This is a genomic window from Micromonospora musae (genome assembly GCF_003626635.1).
Classification (GTDB): Bacteria; Actinomycetota; Actinomycetes; order Mycobacteriales; family Micromonosporaceae; genus Micromonospora; species Micromonospora musae.
Window position 1 is genome coordinate 41555 of record NZ_RAZT01000010.1, and the last position, 18557, is coordinate 60111.

The following is an 18557-nucleotide window of genomic DNA, read 5'->3' on the forward strand; positions in this document are numbered from 1 at the left end:
CCGCAGCGGCTGACCGACCGGGAAGCCTCGGCATCCGTGGCTACGGCTACGGTTGGGCCCGCACGGAGGCGGAACGCAGTTCGCGAGGAGACAACAGCAAATGATGGCCTTTGACCGGTACCCAGCATGAGTGACCGCAATGCGCGAGCCTCCGCGCCCCAGGACACGCTTCCCATTCCGATGAGCCTGTCAGAGCTGGAGCAGTACCTCGCCCGGGCCGCTGATCTGCTGCGCGGGAGCATCGACCAGGCGGACTTCAAGGCGTACATCTTCCCGTTGATGTTCTTCAAGCGGATCAGCGACGTCTACGCCGAGGAGTACGAGCGGGCACTGGCGGAGTCGGACGGCGACCACGAGTACGCGTCGTTCGCCGAGCACCACCGCTTCCGAATCCCCAGCGGCAGCCTGTGGGAGGACGTTCGGGCCCGCACGGAGAACGTCGGACAGGCCCTGGTGACCGCCTTCCGCGCGATAGAGAAGAGCAACCAGGGCGTGCTCTACGGGATCTTCGGCAACGCCGCGTGGACCAACAAGGACAAGCTGCCCGACGCCAAGCTGCGCGACCTCATCGAGCACTTCTCCACGAGAACGCTAAGTAATGCGGCGGTCACGCCAGATGTGTTCGGGCAGGCGTACGAGTACCTCATCAAGCGATTCGCCGACCAGTCCAACAAGAAGGCCGGCGAATATTACACCCCGCGCTCGGTGGTCAAACTGCTCGTCAACATCCTCGACCCGCAGGAAAGCGAGACGGTCTATGACCCGGCCTGCGGCACGGGCGGCATGCTCATCGAGGTCATCGAGCATGTGAAGCGCCAGGGCGGCCGGCCCGAGACTGTCTTGGGCAAGCTCTACGGCCAGGAGAAGGTGCTCGCCACCTCCGGCATCGCCCGGATGAATCTGCTTCTGCACGGCTTCGAGGACTTCCGCATCGAACGGGATGACACCCTGCGCTCACCAACCTTCTTCGACGGCTCGCGACTCGCTCAGTTCGACTGCGTCATCGCCAACCCGCCGTTCTCGCTGAAGAACTGGGGCGATGAGGCGTGGGCCTCGGACCGGTGGGGCCGCAATAGCCTCGGGGGTGTCCCCCCCAAGGGGTACGCCGACTGGGCTTGGGTCCAGCACATGATCACATCGACGGCACCCAGGACCGGCCGCGTGGCCGTGGTTCTGCCGCAGGGCGCGTTGTTCCGCCAGGGTGCTGAGGGGCGCATCCGGGAGTATTTCCTCGACGCGGACCTTATCGAGGCCGTGATCGGCCTTGCGCCCAATCTCTTCTACGGCACCGGCCTGGCGGCGTGCGTGCTGATCCTGCGCCCACGCAAGCCCGATGATCGCAAGGGCAAGATGTTGTTTATCAATGGCCAGACGCTGTTCAAGCGCGGCCGCAACCAGAACACCCTCGAAGCCGAGCACGCCGACATCCTGCTGCGGGCCTACCAGGCGTTCGCTGACGAACCCGGCCTGGCTGCGGTCGCCACGCTCGACGATATCAAGGCCAACGTCTATAACCTCAACATCCCGGTGTACGTAGCCCCTGCGGACGACGGCGAACAGGGCACGCTGGAGCAGGCCCTCGCCGACCTCGAAGCCGCCCACGCCGCCGCCCGCGAGACCCGCGCCGCGCTGGACGCGGAACTCGCCAAGTGGGGCCGCCTCGTCCGGAAGGAGACGACCGCATGAGCACCCGCGCCACCCAGCGCGAACTTGAGTCGTACCTGTGGGGCGCGGCCGTCCTGCTGCGCGGTCTCATCGACGCCGGCGATTACAAGCAGTTCATCTTCCCGCTCGTCTTCCTTAAGCGACTGTCCGACGTCTACGACGAAGAACACGCGGCGGCGCTGGAGATCTACGGCGACGACGAACTGGCCGACCTGCCGGAGAACCACCGCTTCGCCATCCCCTACGGCGCCCATTGGGAGAACATCCGTAGGGTAACGAGCAACGTCGGCGCGGCGATCCTCGCCGCCATGCGCGCGATCGAGTCAGCCAACCCCGACACTCTGCCCGGCGTGTTCGGCGACGGCGACTGGGGCAATAAGAACCTGCTGCCCGACGCGACCCTCAACGACCTCATCGAGCACTTCTCCACCAAGACGCTCTCGGTGGCCAACCTGCCCGAGGATGAACTCGGTCAGGGGTACGAGTACCTCATCAAGAAGTTCGCCGACGACTCCGGCCACACCGCCCAGGAGTTCTACACCAACCGGACCCTCGTCCACTTAATGACGATGATGCTCAAGCCCGAACCAGGAGAGTCGGTCTACGACCCGACCTGCGGCACCGGCGGCATGCTCATCTCCACCGCAGCCGAGCTGCGCCGCCAGGGCAAAGAGTGGCGCAACCTCAAGATCTACGGTCAGGAGCTCAACTACGGGACGTCCGCCATCGCCCGGATGAACCTGTTTCTTCACGGGATCGTCGACGGCCACATCGCCCACGGCGACACGCTCGCCAAGCCGGCCTTCCTCGACCGCAGCGGCCGGCTGCACACCTTCGACGTCGTGCTCGCCAACCCGCCCTACTCCATTAAGGCGTGGAACCGTGCCGCGTTCGCCAAGGACCCGTACGGACGCAACATGTGGGGCATCCCGCCCCAGGGACGCGCCGACTATGCCTTCTTCCAGCACATTGCCGCCAGCCTCGACCCGAAGACCGGCCGGGCTGCCATTCTCTTCCCCCATGGGGTCCTCTTCCGGCGGGAAGAAGCCGATCTCCGCGAGAAGTTGGTGAAGTCCGACCTGATCGAAGCCGTCATCGGACTCGGAGCCGGGCTGTTCTACAACTCGCCCATGGAAGCGGTGGTCGTCACGCTACGCGCCAACAAGCCCGCCGAACACCGCGGCAAGACCCTCTTCATCAACGCCGTCAACGAGGTCACCCGCGAACAGGCACAGTCGTTCCTGCGTGACCGCCACCAGGCCAAGATCCTCGCATCGTACGAAGCGTTCGCCGACGACGACGGCTTCGCCGCTGTCGCCACCCACGACCAGATCGCCGACAAGCAGTACAGCCTCGCGATCCCGCTCTACGTCACCCGCGCGGCCTCCGCCGACGGCGCCGAGCCCATGAGCGTCACCGAAGCGGTGAACACATGGCGAGCTGCGGCTGCCGAGGCCGACACCGCGATCGACGACGTGCTCGCACTCCTCCGACAGGTGACCCAGTGACCCTCAACCTCGACAAGAGCACCTGGAAGCGCGTTGCATTCGGCGACGTCGTCAAGAACGTGAACGTCACCGTGAAGGACGCGGAAGCCGCCGGGATCGACCGTGTGATCGCGATGGAGCACCTCGACCCTGGCGAGCTGAAGATCAGCCGGTGGGGCAGTCTTGACGCCGGCACAACGTTCACGCGCAGGGTCCGGCCAGGGCAGACGCTTTTCGGAAAGCGCCGCGCCTACCAGCGCAAGGCGGCCTATGCGGAATTCGACGCAATCACATCAGCCGACATCCTTGTATTCGAGGCGGACGCAACTCAGCTCCTCCCGGAGTTGTTGCCGTTTCTTGTGCAAAGCGACGGTTTCTATGACCACGCGCTCGGCACATCGGCTGGCTCGCTGTCGCCGCGGACGAACTGGCGGGACTTGGCCAACTACGAGTTCGAGTTGCCACCCCTCGACGAGCAGAAGGGCCTCGCCGGCCTTCTCTGGGCCGTCGAACGGGAACGGCAGAGTGCGGGAAGCCTTGGCAAGGCGATTGGCAGAGTGCGCGATGTCGTGATTGACGAGCGGTTCGTCGGACACGGCGAAGGCGTGCTCCAGGACCTATGTGACAGCGACGGCATCCGAATCGGGCCGTTCGGTGCGCAACTGCACGCCTATGACTACGTCGAGGATGGTGAGTGCCCTGTCGTGATGCCGCAGGACATGGTTGACGGCAGGATTTCTACCGAGGACATCCAACGCATCACTAACGAGCGCGCCGACGACCTCGCAGTGCACCGGTTGAGGGCCGGCGACGTGATCCTTCCACGACGAGGTGAACTCGATCGGCGTGCCCTCGTAACTGAGGCCGAGGAGGGGTGGCTCTGTGGCACCGGCTCGGTGCGAGTCAGAGTGCGACCTGAAGTTCCTACCCGTGCAGTGTTTCTCGCCCTCTCCTCCACAGCGACGGTTACATGGCTGAAGGCGAATGCGACCGGCACCACCATGCCGAACCTAAACGCAGGGATCGTGGCAAGAATCCCGATCTCGTTGCCAGAGAGTGCCGCATTGGACCCTGCCTTCAGCGAGATCGATCGCCTAGACGATGCCTTGGCTCTGACCCAGTCTCGCCTCTCCGGTGCTGTAGCGGTCATGAGGTCCTTGGCGACTGACATCTTTGGAGGGCGGGCGTGACCTTCAACGAGGCCAATACGGTTCGGGATTTTGTCCGCGACCTTGTCCGCTCACCGGACATCCAGTTCGTCCCCGGCAGCGAGCTGCCGCGCCGGGAGGATGAGGTGCTGCTGGAGGGGCTGGTCAAGGACGCCCTGTCGCGGTTGAACCCGGTGATCGAGGCTGACCCCCGGCTGGCGGACGAGGTGATCTACCAGCTGCGGGCGGTGATCCTGTCCGCTCGGCAGTCCCCGAATCCGGTGGTGGCGAACGAGGAGTTCACCGCGTGGTTGACGGGGCAGAAGTCGATGCCGTTCGGCCCGGCGGGGGAGCACGTCACGGTCCGGCTCATCGACTTTGACGACCCCGAGCCGAGCGCCAACCAGTGGATCATTTCCACCGAGGTGACGTACAGAGTCGGGCGGGTCGAGCGTCGCTTTGACCTGGTGTTGTGGTGCAACGGCTTTCCAATCGTCGTCGGTGAGGCGAAGTCCCCGGTCCGGCCGGCGTACACGTGGATCGACGCGGCCGCGCAGATCAACGAGGACTACGAGGTCAACGTCCCGGCGTTCTTCGTACCCAACGTGTTCAGCTTTGCCACCGAGGGCAAGGACTTCCGGTACGGCTCGGTCGGCATGCCCGTCGGCCTGTGGGGTCCGTGGCGTGAAGAGGCCGATGATGACGCCCCGGTGCCGACCGGCCTGGCAGCGGTGCGGGAGGCCGTCGAAGGCGGGCTCGCGCCATCGGTGGTGCTGGACTTCCTCCGGTTCTTTACGGTGTTTGCCACTGACAAGAAGCATCGCAAGATAAAGATCATCGCGCGGTTCCAGCAGTTCCAGGCGACAAACCTCATCGTCGAACGGGTGCTGCACGGCCGAATCAAGCAGGGCTTGATCTGGCACTTTCAGGGCTCGGGCAAGTCGCTGCTCATGGTGTTCACCGCGCAGAAGCTGCGCGCCACAGCAGGGTTGACGAGCCCTACGGTGATCATCGTCGTCGACCGCATCGACCTGGACACGCAGATCACCGGCACGTTCAACGCCTCGGACGTGCCGAACCTGGTTTCGACCGACAGCCGTAAGGAACTGCAGGATCTCCTCAGAGCGGGTGCACGCAAGGTCATCATCACCACGGTGCACAAGTTCGGCGAGGCTCCGGGTGTGCTGGACGCCCGCGACAACATTATCGTGATGGTCGACGAGGCCCACCGCTCCCAGGAGGGCGACTACGGGCGCAAGATGCGCGAGGCCCTGCCGAACGCGTTCCTCTTCGGCCTGACCGGCACCCCGATCAACAAGCGTGACCGCAACACGTTCATGTGGTTCGGGTCCGAGGAGGACGAGGGCGGTTACCTCTCGCGGTACTCCTTCCAGGACTCCATCCGCGACGGCGCGACACTGCCGCTGCACTTCGAGCCTCGCCTGTCGGAGATCCACCTCGACGAGGCCGCGATCGACGCCGCCTTCGGGGAACTGGCCGAGCGGTATCGGCTCACCGAAGCCGATAAGACCACGCTAACGAAGAATGCAGCCTCGCTGGAGGCGCTAATCAAGGCCCCCGAGCGGGTCCGCAAGATTGCCGCGGACATTGCCGAGCACTTCCGGACGAAGGTCGAGCCGCAGGGACTCAAGGCGCAGGTTGTCGTGTACGACAAGCCGACCTGTGTCGCATACAAGGCGGAACTTGATCGGATCCTCGGACCCGAAGCATCCACCGTCGTCATGAGCCGCAACGCGCGCGACCCGCAGGAGTGGAAAGAGAAGTACACCCCTGACCGCGACGAGCTGGAGCGGATCGCTGCCCGCTTCAACGACCCGGCCGATCCGCTGAAGATCATTATCGTGACGGCCAAGCTGCTCACCGGGTTCGATGCGCCGATCCTCTACGCTCAGTACCTCGACAAGCCGCTCAAGGAACACAACCTGCTCCAAGCGATCACCCGCACCAACCGGGTCTACCCGCCGAGCAAGACCCACGGGCTGATCGTCGACTACCTGGGCATCTTTGACGACGTCGCCAGGGCGTTCGCCTTCGACGAGAAGAGCGTCCAGCAGGTCATCAGCAACATTGCCGTCCTACGCGAGCAGCTCGGCCCGGCCGTCGAGACCGCGCTGGCCTTCTTTCCCGGCGTCGACCGGACGGTGGGCGGCTATGAAGGCCTCATCGTCGCCCAGACAGCGATCAGCAGTGACGAGACGCGTGATGCTTTCGGCGCAGCCTTCAGCGTTGTCGCCCAACTGTGGGAAACCCTCAGCCCGGACCCGATCCTCTCGACGTACGAGGCCGATTACCGGTGGCTCGCCGACGTCTATGAGTCAGTACGGCCTGCGGACGTCTCCGGCCGGCTTGTGTGGCACACCCTCGGCGCCAAGACGCTGGAGCTCATCAACGAGCACGTCACCGTCGAGGTGCCACGCACCGACCTTGAGACGATCATCCTGGACGCCCAGGTGATCGAAGACCTCATGACGGGCAAGTCGAAGGACGTTGACCCGGTCGAGGTCGAGAAATGGATCACCGCCCGGATCGCCAAGCACATCGGCAACCCCGTCTTTGTCGAACTCGGCAAACGGCTCGCCGCGCTGCGGGAGAAGTATGCGCACTCCCAGCAGGCCAGCCTGGACTTCCTCAAGGAACTGTTCGCCCTTGCACGCGACACCGTGGCCGCGGAGAAGGCTGCCGAACATATCCCACGTGAGGAGCGGGGCAAGGCGGCCCTGACGGAGCTCTTCGAGTCACTCAAGGGCGACGAGACGCCCATCATTGTCGAGAGCGTCGTCAATGAGGTCGACGAGGTTGTCCGCGCGGTGCGTTTCGAGGGCTGGCAGAACACGCGCGACGGCGACCGCCTGGTACAGCAGTCTCTACGCAAGACGCTCTACATCAAGTTCAAGATCCACGACAACGACGTGTTCGAGCGTGCGCTCGGGTACATCCGTGAGTACTACTGAGCAAGGACTCTAGCGTGACTTGGCTTCGGCGTTGGGCGTGGCATGGGCATGAGGTTGGTCGTGTAGGCACTCGTGGGCCGCAAGCTGGGCCGACCAGAAAGAGTCAATATCGCGACCTGGCGGTAGGCGGCAGGGCATCGATCGCTGTAGCCTATCCGCCCAGCCTAGAGATCGGACTGTGGGCATGGCCAACGGCGCAAAGCTAGCGAACGTCAAAGACGAAATCCGTGCGGTTGTCGGAAGCGACACAACTGCAACCGAGGTCGCCTCAGCGCTCGATGGGCTATTTGAGATTACGAGTTATAAGCGCTTCAGGGCATTCAATGCCGGGTACATCAGGCTTTATGCGATGCCAACAAAGACGCTTCGGGGCTCTCTTGTTATTGACCGCGAGGTCATGGTTTTAATCGCGCCATTTAGCAGTCTCCAAGCCCGTACCGTCTGTCAGCGCCGCCCTGCCCGCTGAGCGTCGGGCAAGCTGTGCAGGTCTTGCACCAGACGCTCTGATGGGCAAGCTCTACTGGATAGAACTCGGCTCCGTCATCGGTCGGGAGTGGGCTCACTTCCAAGCCTTTTTCAACGACAAGAAGCGTATGCAGGTTGCTTTTGAACTTCTGAACGAACGCCCAGACGCGCACGCAAAAGACGTCGACTTGGCAGATGTGGCCCTTCAGCGGCGTGAACTAACCTGGCTGGAAGAGAGGATCACTCAGTAGCCTATGGCCTGGCCCCTGGCGAATTGGGTCCTCAATTTCCGCCGCTTCGCGTGGCGGTCAGATCGGTCGCTTCGGCGTGGACATCAAGCTGCCAGGGAGCACATCCGTTCCTCGACCGTGTGTCGCGGGTTCAGGGGTGCAGGTCACGTCACAGCCTGGTCGGCAGTGCTGTCGGTGGTTGATCAGCCGGAGGAAGCAGACGAACTGCCGTTACCGGGCATCGTCACGGCGAAAGCTTCAGCTATCTGGGATGCTCAGTGACGAACGTCCCCTTGCCCTGTTGGCCCTCAACCAGGCCGCGGTCGCGAAGGATCCGTAGTGCCGCTTGTGCGGTGGAAACACTGACCTTGTGCTGCTCGGCCAGTTGGGCGTACGTGGGCAGCTTGTCTCCTGGCCCCAGCTCTCCACTCTCGATCTGCTCTGTGACGGCGTTGACGACGCGTAGATAGTCCGCGGGTCGGCTGGGCATGTGATGGCACTCCTCGCTCGGCTCCTCGATTTGAGCACGAGGACGTCCTCAACTACAAGAGGCATGTTGACTTAGGCAAGCACGTTACCTAACGTCGTCGGCGCGGGTTTCCTCGCTCGGCAGCCTGGTTCCCGCGTCCTTGGGTGATTGCCCAGCGGTGTCGGGGCAGCGGCTGCGACAGAGGGCCCATGTCGTCAGAGCAGTCCCGGCATCGCTGAGCCTGACGCTCTTCCCTCCGAGCAGGAGCGCCAACGCGCCAACAGCAACGCGTGGCACATCCTTCCGCTGCCCGAAGCGGCTGCGGAATGCACAAGCAGGCCCGGGGTGGGTGCAGGGCTCCGGCCGGTACGGACGCGCGGTCGTGCCGTCCGACCCCGCCCGCTTCGGCGCCGCAACCAACCGATCAAGGAGGGTCATGGACTCGATTGACGAGATCCTCAGCGAACTACCCCTGCCGCCCTACGTCACCGCCGAAGACATCGGCTTCGCCGTCAAGGCGGTCACCGTGCACGCCGCCGAGCAGTGGCCCGACGGTCCGCGGTGCCGCAACGACCGCGCACACCACCCGTGCCGGCTGCACCGCTGCGGCCGCCGGGTCCTCGACCAACGCGGCCTCACCGACGGGCAGATCCGCATGCTGATCGCGGAGCAGGAGGCCTTGCAGCGATGATCTATGTGACCGGGGAGCGCCTGCACCCGCACCACGCCCGCATCGCTTTCTTCGACATCCGGTGGCGCGGCCTCGACTCCGCCCAGGTGCAAGACTACCTCGACCGCGTGGCCGACGAACTCGAACGCCTGCACCGCGAGCTGACCACGGCGAACACCGAGGCCGAACGCATCCGCCAGGCGCCGCGGCAGTGGCAGTCTCGGCACACCGGCTGCCACCACGCAGACCAAGGTTCACCAAGCAGCCGGTGGCAGCGATGACTCCGCCCCGCTGGATCATCCACCTTCCCACCACCCTGACCAGCCTCGACGGGGCCATCGCCCTGGCCGCAGCCCTACGCGACTCGCTCGGTCACGTCACCGCCATCGACTTCGGCGAGACCACCCTCAGCGAGGAGGATCAGCAGTTCCTGCGTACCCGAATCTGGTGTGACGCCCAGCTCGACGGGGCCGGCCGCTGCCGACGCCGCGACGACCACGACGGCCCCTGCGGGGCCACGGAGGATGGCCCACGCCGGTAGCGTCCGGTGATGCCCGACACCGCGCACGACGACCTGCCGGCCGGCTTCACGGCTCCCCAGCCGTACACCATGAAGGCCGTCGCCGGCGCTCCCCGCGGCCCCGGCGTGCACGTGGTTCTCGACGGCGGCGTGGTCATCTACGTCGGCCGGACCAGGCGGGGCGTGCGGGATCGCCTCCGGCAGCACCTGACCGGCAAGCGCGGCTTGTCGGTGCTGCGTCGGCCGCCGACATCGCCCACTGGCTGGGCCGGTGCAAGGTTCGCTGGCAGGAGACCGACAACCCGAAGGGTACGAAGGAAGCCCTGGTCGTCGCCCTCAAGCCGCGCTTCAACCGGCAGGCGCCGAAGCCACGTGACGCGGACGGTGGCGAATAGCGGAGCGGCGCGTGGGTGACTGCCCCAAGCCGGAACGGCTCCGTCCTCCGACCTTCGGCGCGGATCGATCTCCATAGGGCTGAACGGCCCCGTCGAGAATGTCGAAGCGCGCCTATGCTCTGGGCATCGGGCGAGGCGGCGGTTGAGGGCCAGCTGCGTGGGGCGAGTTCGAGGGGCGCGCGTGGGATTCAACGTCGGTGACATCGTTGCCGTTCAAGCCGACCCAAGTCGAGTCGGACCAGTCATCCAGATTCTTCAGAGCGTCGATGGGTTCGGCCGCTATCGCGTCTTCCACGAAGCGGGAAGCATGCGCGAGTACGCAGAGGATCAACTGGTGCTCGCAGCGGCGCAACAGGAGGCAACGACTGGCGGCCTGTCTCCCGAGGAGTTCCGAGCCCGCCTGGTCGCCGCCCGGCTCAGTCACCCGCTCACCGATCACGTCTATTCGCTGCGGGCGGCCCGGATCAAGTACGTGCCGTTTCAGTTCCGGCCGCTGCTGCGGCTCGCCCACGCCGACGAGCCACGGTTGCTCATCGCCGACGACGTCGGCGTCGGTAAGACGATCGAAGCCGGCTTGATCATGAAGGAGTTGGCTGCCCGACAGCCGCTGGACCACGTGCTCGTTCTCTGCCCCAAGGCGCTCACGGTCAAGTGGCGGGAGGAGATGCGCCGCTTCGACGAGGACTTCCGGGTTCTCGACTCGTCGAGCTTGCGCTACTGCCTCAACGAGGCCCACCTGGAAGGCGCCTGGCCCGAGGAGTACCGGCGGGCGATCGTGCACTACGAGCTGTTCGCCCGCACGGCATACCTGAATGGGGATGCCAAGCGGAAGAAGGACAAGGGCCTGCGCGAGCTCGACCCGCCGCCTGCCTTCGACCTGGTGATCGCCGACGAGGCCCACCACCTGCGTACGCCAGGCACAAACTCGCACGAGCTCGCCGAGTACCTCAGCGAGATCAGCACTGCCCTCATCCTGCTTTCGGCGACACCGGTGCAAACGCACGCCCGGGACCTGTTCACCCTGCTCAACCTCCTCCGTCCGGACCTGTTTCCGGATCGGCAGACGTTCTTCGAGGTCGTCGAGCCCAATCGACATCTCAATGCCGCCGTACGGGCACTGCGCAGCGGTGCGCCCGAGGCCGCCAAGGAGGCGCTCAAGGCGTTGGACACCGCGGCGTACACCAGCTGGGGCCGGCAGGCGATCGCGATCGACCCCCGGTATGACGACGTGCGCAGGCGTCTGGACGCGGTCACCTTGACGACTGACGACCGGGTCCGCTGCGTGCGCGAGATCGAGGAGCTGAACACTCTAGCGCCACTGGTGAATCGCACCCGCCGACGGGACATCGGAGGGTTCACCATTCGTGAGCCGCGCACCGTGTCGGTGCCGTTCACACCGGTGCAGCGCCAGTTCTACGATCGCCTGCTGGAAGCGCGCCGCGACCAGCTGCTCACCCGCTACAACCCGGTCGTGGTCCGCCTGATTCTCGACACGCTTGAGAGACAGGCGTCGAGCTGCCTGCCCGCCCTCGCTCGACGCATCGTGGCGGCCGGCGAGCCGGCCATCACGGATCTGACCGACGCCCCCGAGGCCCAACCGGACGACGATCCGCCGAGGCTTCCCTTTCCGGCCGACCCGGACCTACGTGAGATGGCCCGTCAACTGCCGCCGGACGATCCCAAGCTCGAGCGGCTCCTCCAGGCCGTCCGCGAAGCCCGCACCGTCGACGGTCCGGGAAAGCTCCTCGTTTTCTCGTTCTTCCTCGGCACCCTCGACTACCTCGCCGAGCACCTGAGGGCGGCCGGCGTCCGCGTCGGGGTCGTCACCGGACGAGTAGCCGAGCCCGACCGGCAGCGCCTGCGGGACCGGTTCCGCCTCGACGGTGAAAATGCGGAGGCCATCGACGTCCTGCTCTCCAGCGAGGTCGGCTGCGAGGGCCTCGACTACGAATTCTGTGATCGTCTCGTCAACTACGACATCCCCTGGAACCCGATGCGGATCGAACAGCGCATCGGCCGCATCGACCGGTTCGGACAGCGGAGCCCGAAGGTACTGATCCTCAACTTCGTGACCCCCGACACCGTCGAGGAGCGGGTGTTCTACCGCTGCTGGGACCGGCTGGACCTCTTCCGTGACACCGTCGGCGACCTCGAAGGCGTGCTCGGCGAGATGACCCAGGACCTGGCCGCCATCGCTACCAGCCCGGACCTGACACCGGAGCAAATGGAGGAGCGGGCTCGACAGCTCGCCGACAACGCCGTCCGGCTGGTCGCCGAGACCCGTGGCGTCGAAGACGCGAGCCAGGACCTGCTTGGCTTGGACGACAGTCTCACCCAGGACCTCGACGCCCTGGTCGAAGGGGGCCGGGCGGTCACCGAACAGCAGTTGGAGGAACTGGTCCGGGCGTACGTGACGCGGCCCCCTCTCTCCGGGCAACTGGATCGGCTGTCCGAGGATGAGCTGCGGCTCCGACTGCCTCAGTCCGCTCGGTCAGAGCTGCTCTTCGCCATCAATCGAAACGAGGCGAGGCTGGGTGGCGGCCGGCCCGTCCAGCAACTGCGCCGCTGGCTCAATGAAAAGGACAGCGGCCTGCGGCTGACCTTCTCCGATGAGGCAGCCAGCCGGGATCGGTCGATCACCTTCTTAACCGCTACCCATCCGCTGGTTCGCCTCGCGGTGTCGGCCCTCGCACCTGCTCAGGACCAGCAGCTGCGCGCGGGGCTTCGCGTCGTCGATCCGGATCTGTCGGAAGGCCGCTATGTCTTTGCCTGCGACACCTGGGAGACGATCGCCGTGCGGCCGGAGTTCCGCACTGTGTCGTTCGTCGTGGACGCAGCCCGGCTGACGGCCAGCAAGGCCGTGGAGCGTCGCCTCTTCTCGCTGCTCGCGAACGCGCTGCGCGGGGATGGCGGACCCGCCGCCGACCTGCAGGACGCGGGAGCGGCACTTGACCGCTACGCCGAGCAGCGCCGCCGAGACGCCGCGAGGGATGCCCACGCCCTCAACCAGGTGTTGCTGGCCCGCCGAACCGGAAGTCTCGAAGCTCACCACCAACGAGCCCTACAGCGCCTGGACGATCGCCTCACCGATGAGACCGAGCCGCGTATCGGGAAAATGCTGACGGCGCAACGAGCGCGGATCGTCCGCGACTTCGATCGACGCCGCGAGCAACTGGAGGACCGACGCCGGGTCGACATCGTCAGCCACCGGATCGCAGAGGGAGTGCTGACGATCAGCCATGCCAAGTGACTACACCCGCATCCGCGGGGACAACATCCGGGAGTATGGCGAGGGCACCCGCCACCTGGACTTCCTGCAACGGCTGTACGCCGACCGCACTCATTTCATCCTCGAGTTGCTTCAGAACGCCGAGGACGCCCGGGCGTCGCACGTCACGTTCACACTGCATCCGGACCGACTCGTCGTCGAGCATGACGGCCGCCCGTTCAACGAGCGGGACGTCCGGGGTATCTGCGGGGTCGACGCGTCCACCAAGACCAGCGAGCTGACCAGCATCGGCAAGTTCGGTATTGGCTTCAAGTCCGTCTACGCCTACACCCTCGCCCCCGAGGTGCACTCCGGCTCGGAGCACTTCCGCATCCGTCATTACGTGCGCCCCGAGGCCGTCGATGTCCCGGCGGACCTTCCCGACGGACTCACCCGGTTTGAGTTCCCCTTCGACCGCGAGAATGTCCCTGTCGAGACCGCGTGCACCGAGATCGGTGCCGGTCTGAAGCGGTTTGATCCGGTGGCCCTGCTGTTCCTTCAGCACGTCCGGCGGGTCATCGTGGTGGGAGGCAGCGGAGCGGCCACGTTCACGCGGCTGGAGCGCGGCAAGTTGTCGCGAGACGTGGAGCTGGTGGTCCGCCAAAACGATCGGGTGGTCAACCACCAGTATTGGGAGGTCTTCCGCCGGAGCTTGGACGGCATCGGCCACCCCGGCCGGCGAGTCGAGATGGCGATCAAGCGGACGAGTAAGGCACCAGACGCTCCCGTCGAACGCATCCCCCACGCGCCGCTGGTCGTGTATTTCCCCACCGACAAGCTGAGTGGCCTGGGGTTCCTACTGCAGGCGCCGCTGCGAACGACCCCGGCGCGGGACAACATCCCCGAGCGGGATCCGGACAACGCCCGAGTCATCGTGGAAGCCGGCCACCTGCTGATCGAGGCCCTCGAGGAGCTGCGCCGTAAGGGGCGTCTTGGGCTGGACGTGCTCGACGTCCTGCCCATCACGGCGGTGGACTTCCCCGAAAGTTCCCTGTTGCGGCCGTTGTTCGACGCAATTCTCGAGGCTGTGCGGACCCGACCACTTCTTCCGGTCGCCGGACCGTTGGGACACGCTCCCGCCACGCGGATGCGTCTTGCGCGGAGCGGGGGGCTGCGTGAGTTGTTGACGCCGGAGCAGCTCGGTGCCCTGGAGGGCGTGGCGGAGCCGCTGCAATGGCAGCCGGCGCGGCTCACCCGTGAGCGAAATCGCGACCTGTGGGACTACCTCCACGACGTCGTGGACATCGACGAGCTCGACGCCGAGTGGCTCGTCGGCCAACTCGACAGGAAGTTCCTAGAGGCAGCTCACGATGCGTGGCTCGTTAATCTGTACCGGTTTCTCGCCCAGACTCCGGCGCTATGGCGCAGGCCGAGGCCACCCTGGAACCGTCCGGGGCCGGCGCGAGCGCTGCCGCTGATCCGGCTGGACGACGGTCGTCATGTTGCGCCGTTCGGCGCCGACGGACGGCCGCGGGCGTACCTGCCTGGCTCGGTGCCGTCGAGCTTTCCGACGGTGCGGGCGGAGATCGCTGCCAATGCAGAGGCGCGAGCCTTCCTCGAAGAACTCGGCCTGTCCGAGCCCGACGCCGTGGACGAAGTTCTCGAATACGTCGTGCCGAGGTACCGCGACGGGTCCGATGCCATCGGCGCCGACCAGCACGATGCCGATCTTGCGAAGATCTTCCGGGCGATGCAGGCTGCGGCCAGACGACGCAAGGACGCCTTGGTCGACGTGCTACGCAACACGCCTTTCCTGCAGTGCCGTCCAGCAGGGGGCTCGGCTCTCTCGTTTCGGTCTCCATCCGTCGCCTACTGGTCCCACGAGGACCTGGAGCACTACTTCCTGCCAAGCCCGCATGGCTGGTTCCTGCACGAGCGCTATCGGAACTACCAACAGGAGCTGAGCGTGCTAGGAGTGGCGCAGGCGGTCCGGGTGCTGTCGTCGCCGCCCAACCCGCTCGGGCACGTTGTCCTGCGCGCAAACTGGGGCGACCACAGCCGCGGGCTGCACGGGTTCGACCCGAACCTACGCTTCGCCGGCCTCGAAGCTGCCGTGACCCGCCCCGATCGTCGGCGATCGGTGTACGTATGGAACCGACTGCTGCTGCCCTACGCGAGCCGGCTGCGAGGGCTCGTGGAGTCCTCAGGCCGGCAGGACTACTCGAACAGCAGATCCGTCGAGACGATGTCCGAGGCGCTGGAACTCGCGATCTCTCACGCGTGGCTCCCGACGGAGACGGGCGAGTTCGTGGAGCCCGCCAAGCTTTCGCTGGACGACCTACCCGATGACTTCGAGCCCAGCCAAGCCCTTGCTGACGCGCTCGGCATGATCTCATCCGCCATCGTGCAGGTGAGCACCGAACTCAACCTGTCCGTGGCGACACTGCGCTTCCTGGCCGAGAACCCGGACGCGGCTGTCGAGCTCGACCAGTTGCGCCAACGGTACGAACAGAAGAAACAGGATGATGTTCAGGCGTCACCCGGCGCTGCTCTCACGCCTGAGGGGTACGCCGACGCCCTACAAGATATTTTCGACAAGCCGGCGGCGCACGGCGAGCCGGAAGCTGCCCCAGTGTCCTCCGGCGGTCGAGTTGTAGCCCCAGCAATCCGCAGGCAGCGGACCCGAGAGGAAATTAGCGATGACTTGTCGGAGGAGCCCGCACGGCGGGACCGGTTCCGGGTCATCGGGCGAAAGGTCTGGGACGGCAAGGACCCGGCAGTCCGGCAGTTCTTGTTCGAGCAGTACGCCGGCCGCTGCCAGATCTGCACTTCTACCTTTCCGAAGCGCGACGGGACGCCGTACTTCGAAGTTGTTCATCTCGTCTCCCATACGGCTGCAGCATGGGTTGACCGGGCCGGCAACACCCTGTGCCTCTGCCCGACCTGCACCAGCAAGTTCCTGCACGGGCAGGTCGAATCTGGAGACCTGCTTGAGCAGATCGAGCAGTGGAAGACAAGCGCGGAGGGCGGTGTGGGTAACGGTCTGCGCATCCAGCTTTGCGGGTCGCCCGTGGTCGTCCGCTACACCGAAAAGCATCTCCTCGACCTGCAGGAGATGACCCGGGCGGATGAAGCGACGGTGCCCGGTACGTAGACCGATGCTCGTTACCTGGCGCGCTGGAAGCTGACTCCTGCTTCCGGGAATGCATCGCGCAGGGTGTTCAGCGTCGGCTCGGTGTTGCGGCCCCAAATCTTGCGTACGATCCACGTTGTGCCGTCCTCGACGAAGGCGTGCTCTGTGAACCAGCGGCTGACATCCACGCCCTCATACTGCTCGGCGAGGGCAGCGCGGACCTCCTCGTCGGTGTGGTGCTCTCCCTTGAGCGGCCGGAAACGACCTGGAGTGAGCACCTTGCCAATGGCTGCGGCGGGCACCCCCCGCTCCACCAACTTCTCCAGCATGAGACGTACCGCTCGGCGCTTGTTCTCGTCCGGCAGTAACTGACCGTCGACCACGATGTGATAACGGGTCCAGTCCCGGTTGTCGCTGCTCCGCCGCTCCTGCTCGGCGACCTTGCGACCAACGCGGATCTGATAGTCCGCCGCCTCAGGCAACGGAATCACCTGCTGGATGTCGAGCAGGATCCGCCCGTCGATCTGGTAGGGGATGAGCCGCACGCAGCGGACGTCCATACCTTCGAACCGGTTGAGCCACAGCACTGCGGTGGTGAGCTCCCGGCCGAAGTCCGCCGAGACCAGCATGATCCGCACATCTGAGGAGACGATTGGGGCTTCGTCACCGTCGCTGACATCCAGCCAGTTGAGCAACTCGGAGCGTGCGTCGACCTCGTCCTCCGGTCGCGTCTTGGCCAGATGCGCCTCGTAGGTCGTGACCACCTCCTCGAAGCTCATGGCCGACACCATCGCCGCGTACCGCAGCGCCTGGAGCTCCATGTGCCCACCGTCGTCGGTGCGTTTGAGCTCGATAACCACCGGGTGCCCTGCTTTGTCAACGGCGAGCAGGTCGATACGCCGTCTTGAGTCCTCCCAGTTGCCGAACTCCTCGGCGATGACCAGCAGGTCGGGGCTGAGCACGGCGATGTCGTCCCGTAGAAGCCGTTGGAGATCGTTGCGCTCGTAGAGTCCGAGGGCCGCGAACCGCGCGGCGTCGTGCCGCCGCAGGCCTTCTCCATCGATCTCGTACAGCGGCATGTCTCCTCCTCAGCGATACACCATGCTTCATGTTGCCCTGACGCGTAGGCAGGCCTAGGGGCTGGTGAACGAAGACAGGCCACCAACCTGGGCTATCGCCTCGCGGAGTCGCGTCTGAGCGTCGATGAACCACTCCATGTACTCCGCCCACTGGTCGCTGTTCGCGATGTCGCCCTTGCGAAACTCCGCGATGCGGCAGCCCTTCTTGCCTGCCAGCGGTTCGTAGGACAGGGCGTCCCCGAAGATGGGCTCCAGCTTCACGCGCGCGGCGGCGAAGCGTGCCTCATTGACCGCCGGGTCAGGATGCTGGAAGAAGACCTCGCTTGTGAGCCCGGACTTACCAAAGAAGCATGTGTAAGAGACTCCGCCCACGCCGGCAGGCAGTGACTGCCAGTTCTGCAGCTGCCCCTTGCGCGACGTCGTCCACCCGAGCTTGCGGTCGTGGAGGGTCTCCAGGAACTTCCTCCAGAACGCTTGGTAAGCCAAGGCGCGGTCGCTCGCCACCGCGTCGCCCTTAGCAATCGCCTTGACCTTCTTGCCCCAGTCGTTCGGCTGCACCACCAGCCGCATGAGAGGCGCCTCGATGGAGTTGCCGATTCGTACAGCGCTGATCTCGATCCCGAAGAACCGAGTGTTCTCGTCCGTGCGGGTGTTCAGCCAGTCCAGTGCCGCCCGGTGCTCCTCCCGGAACTCGGTCGCGATCCACACCACGTTTACCGGATCTGTCCCACCGGCGTAGGTCAGTAGCTGACCCAGGTGGCTGTGATCCGTCCTCGCCAACTGGTTCTCGATAATCACGGTCTCGTTCGTCGCATCGTCGACGCCGATCAGGTCCAGCGAGAAGCCGCCGACGGGGTGCTCTGCCGCCGACAGCGCAAGGTCCATGCCTAGCACCTCACCGAGAACGTCGGCGTTCGCCAGCAGCCACGGCGTGAAGCTAAGTGCTTCGTGCTTCCAGACTTCGCGTACGTCAACGGCTTCGAGCTTGCCAAGCGTGGGCAGGCCGGCGGTGACATCGACTGAGGCCATGCCATCGACCGTAGCGGCCGGGGCTTGGTTGTGGTGCCGTCGAGACGGTCAAGGAGCAGTCTTTGCGGATGATCAGCCTGCTCTCAA

At 65.3% G+C, this 18557-nt stretch carries 14 protein-coding genes; 11 read left to right on the forward strand and 3 right to left on the reverse strand.

Features of this window, described 5'->3' with window-relative positions:
- Positions 1-126: 126 nt before the first annotated feature.
- The 6 genes from D7044_RS20220 to D7044_RS20240 all read left to right on the forward strand — a co-directional run bounded on the left by D7044_RS20220 (position 127) and on the right by D7044_RS20240 (position 7988).
- Positions 127-1686 carry a type I restriction-modification system subunit M gene (locus D7044_RS20220; RefSeq protein WP_120689898.1) on the forward strand — a complete coding sequence of 520 codons (1560 nt, stop codon included), beginning with the start codon at positions 127-129 and terminating at the stop codon, positions 1684-1686.
- Positions 1683-3173 (forward strand): type I restriction-modification system subunit M, encoded by a 1491-nt coding sequence (locus D7044_RS20225; RefSeq protein ID WP_120689899.1) that lies wholly within the window; start codon positions 1683-1685, stop codon positions 3171-3173. Before D7044_RS20220 ends, D7044_RS20225 begins: the two co-directional genes overlap by 4 nt.
- A complete protein-coding gene (locus D7044_RS20230; protein WP_120689900.1) occupies positions 3170-4342 on the forward strand; it encodes a restriction endonuclease subunit S in 1173 nt (390 codons plus the stop codon). Before D7044_RS20225 ends, D7044_RS20230 begins: the two co-directional genes overlap by 4 nt.
- A complete protein-coding gene (locus D7044_RS20235; protein ID WP_120689901.1) occupies positions 4339-7272 on the forward strand; it encodes a type I restriction endonuclease subunit R in 2934 nt (977 codons plus the stop codon). The genes D7044_RS20230 and D7044_RS20235 overlap by 4 nt, the downstream gene beginning before the upstream one ends.
- Before the next feature lie 178 nt (positions 7273-7450).
- Positions 7451-7738, forward strand: coding sequence for a hypothetical protein (locus tag D7044_RS32165; RefSeq protein WP_147434694.1), 288 nt, complete (start codon positions 7451-7453; stop codon positions 7736-7738).
- Positions 7739-7778: 40 nt separating this feature from the next.
- The gene (locus D7044_RS20240) at positions 7779-7988 is read left to right on the forward strand and encodes a hypothetical protein (protein ID WP_120689902.1); all 210 of its coding nucleotides are present in this window, start codon (positions 7779-7781) and stop codon (positions 7986-7988) included.
- Positions 7989-8229: 241 nt separating this feature from the next.
- Here the strand turns inward: D7044_RS20240 and D7044_RS20245 are convergent, their stop codons facing one another.
- Positions 8230-8457 (reverse strand): winged helix-turn-helix domain-containing protein, encoded by a 228-nt coding sequence (locus D7044_RS20245; protein ID WP_120689903.1) that lies wholly within the window; start codon positions 8455-8457, stop codon positions 8230-8232.
- Positions 8458-8872: 415 nt separating this feature from the next.
- Between D7044_RS20245 and D7044_RS20250 the strand changes: the two genes are divergently transcribed.
- The 5 genes from D7044_RS20250 to D7044_RS20270 all read left to right on the forward strand — a co-directional run bounded on the left by D7044_RS20250 (position 8873) and on the right by D7044_RS20270 (position 16383).
- Positions 8873-9127 (forward strand): hypothetical protein, encoded by a 255-nt coding sequence (locus tag D7044_RS20250; protein WP_120689904.1) that lies wholly within the window; start codon positions 8873-8875, stop codon positions 9125-9127.
- Positions 9124-9387, forward strand: a complete 264-nt coding sequence (locus D7044_RS20255) for a DivIVA domain-containing protein (protein ID WP_120689905.1) — start codon at positions 9124-9126, stop codon at positions 9385-9387. The genes D7044_RS20250 and D7044_RS20255 overlap by 4 nt, the downstream gene beginning before the upstream one ends.
- A complete protein-coding gene (locus D7044_RS20260; protein WP_120689906.1) occupies positions 9384-9647 on the forward strand; it encodes a hypothetical protein in 264 nt (87 codons plus the stop codon). Before D7044_RS20255 ends, D7044_RS20260 begins: the two co-directional genes overlap by 4 nt.
- 555 nt (positions 9648-10202) lie before the next feature.
- Entirely contained in the window at positions 10203-13271 is a 3069-nt protein-coding gene (locus D7044_RS20265; protein WP_147434695.1) for an SNF2-related protein, read from the forward strand.
- Complete coding sequence (locus tag D7044_RS20270) at positions 13261-16383, forward strand: sacsin N-terminal ATP-binding-like domain-containing protein (RefSeq protein ID WP_120689908.1); 3123 nt, start codon at positions 13261-13263, stop codon at positions 16381-16383. The genes D7044_RS20265 and D7044_RS20270 overlap by 11 nt, the downstream gene beginning before the upstream one ends.
- Before the next feature lie 11 nt (positions 16384-16394).
- Here D7044_RS20270 and D7044_RS20275 read toward each other — a convergent pair whose 3' ends face one another.
- Both D7044_RS20275 and D7044_RS20280 read right to left on the reverse strand, forming a co-directional pair.
- Positions 16395-17441, reverse strand: coding sequence for a PDDEXK family nuclease (locus D7044_RS20275; protein WP_120689909.1), 1047 nt, complete (start codon positions 17439-17441; stop codon positions 16395-16397).
- A gap of 54 nt (positions 17442-17495) precedes the next feature.
- The gene (locus D7044_RS20280; protein ID WP_120689910.1) at positions 17496-18470 is read right to left on the reverse strand and encodes a DUF4268 domain-containing protein; all 975 of its coding nucleotides are present in this window, start codon (positions 18468-18470) and stop codon (positions 17496-17498) included.
- Positions 18471-18557: the final 87 nt, after the last annotated feature.

Bases quoted from the DNA above. Each gene is read 5' to 3' on its own strand.
- D7044_RS20220 (WP_120689898.1), top strand. From the start codon at position 127: ATGAGTGACCGCAATGCGCGAGCCTCCGCGCCCCAGGACACGCTTCCC.
- D7044_RS20225 (WP_120689899.1), top strand. From the start codon at position 1,683: ATGAGCACCCGCGCCACCCAGCGCGAACTTGAGTCGTACCTGTGGGGC.
- D7044_RS20240 (WP_120689902.1), top strand. From the start codon at position 7,779: ATGGGCAAGCTCTACTGGATAGAACTCGGCTCCGTCATCGGTCGGGAG.
- D7044_RS20245 (WP_120689903.1), bottom strand. From the start codon at position 8,457: ATGCCCAGCCGACCCGCGGACTATCTACGCGTCGTCAACGCCGTCACA.
- D7044_RS20250 (WP_120689904.1), top strand. From the start codon at position 8,873: ATGGACTCGATTGACGAGATCCTCAGCGAACTACCCCTGCCGCCCTAC.
- D7044_RS20255 (WP_120689905.1), top strand. From the start codon at position 9,124: ATGATCTATGTGACCGGGGAGCGCCTGCACCCGCACCACGCCCGCATC.
- D7044_RS20260 (WP_120689906.1), top strand. From the start codon at position 9,384: ATGACTCCGCCCCGCTGGATCATCCACCTTCCCACCACCCTGACCAGC.
- D7044_RS20270 (WP_120689908.1), top strand. From the start codon at position 13,261: ATGCCAAGTGACTACACCCGCATCCGCGGGGACAACATCCGGGAGTAT.
- D7044_RS20275 (WP_120689909.1), bottom strand. From the start codon at position 17,441: ATGCCGCTGTACGAGATCGATGGAGAAGGCCTGCGGCGGCACGACGCC.
- D7044_RS20280 (WP_120689910.1), bottom strand. From the start codon at position 18,470: ATGGCCTCAGTCGATGTCACCGCCGGCCTGCCCACGCTTGGCAAGCTC.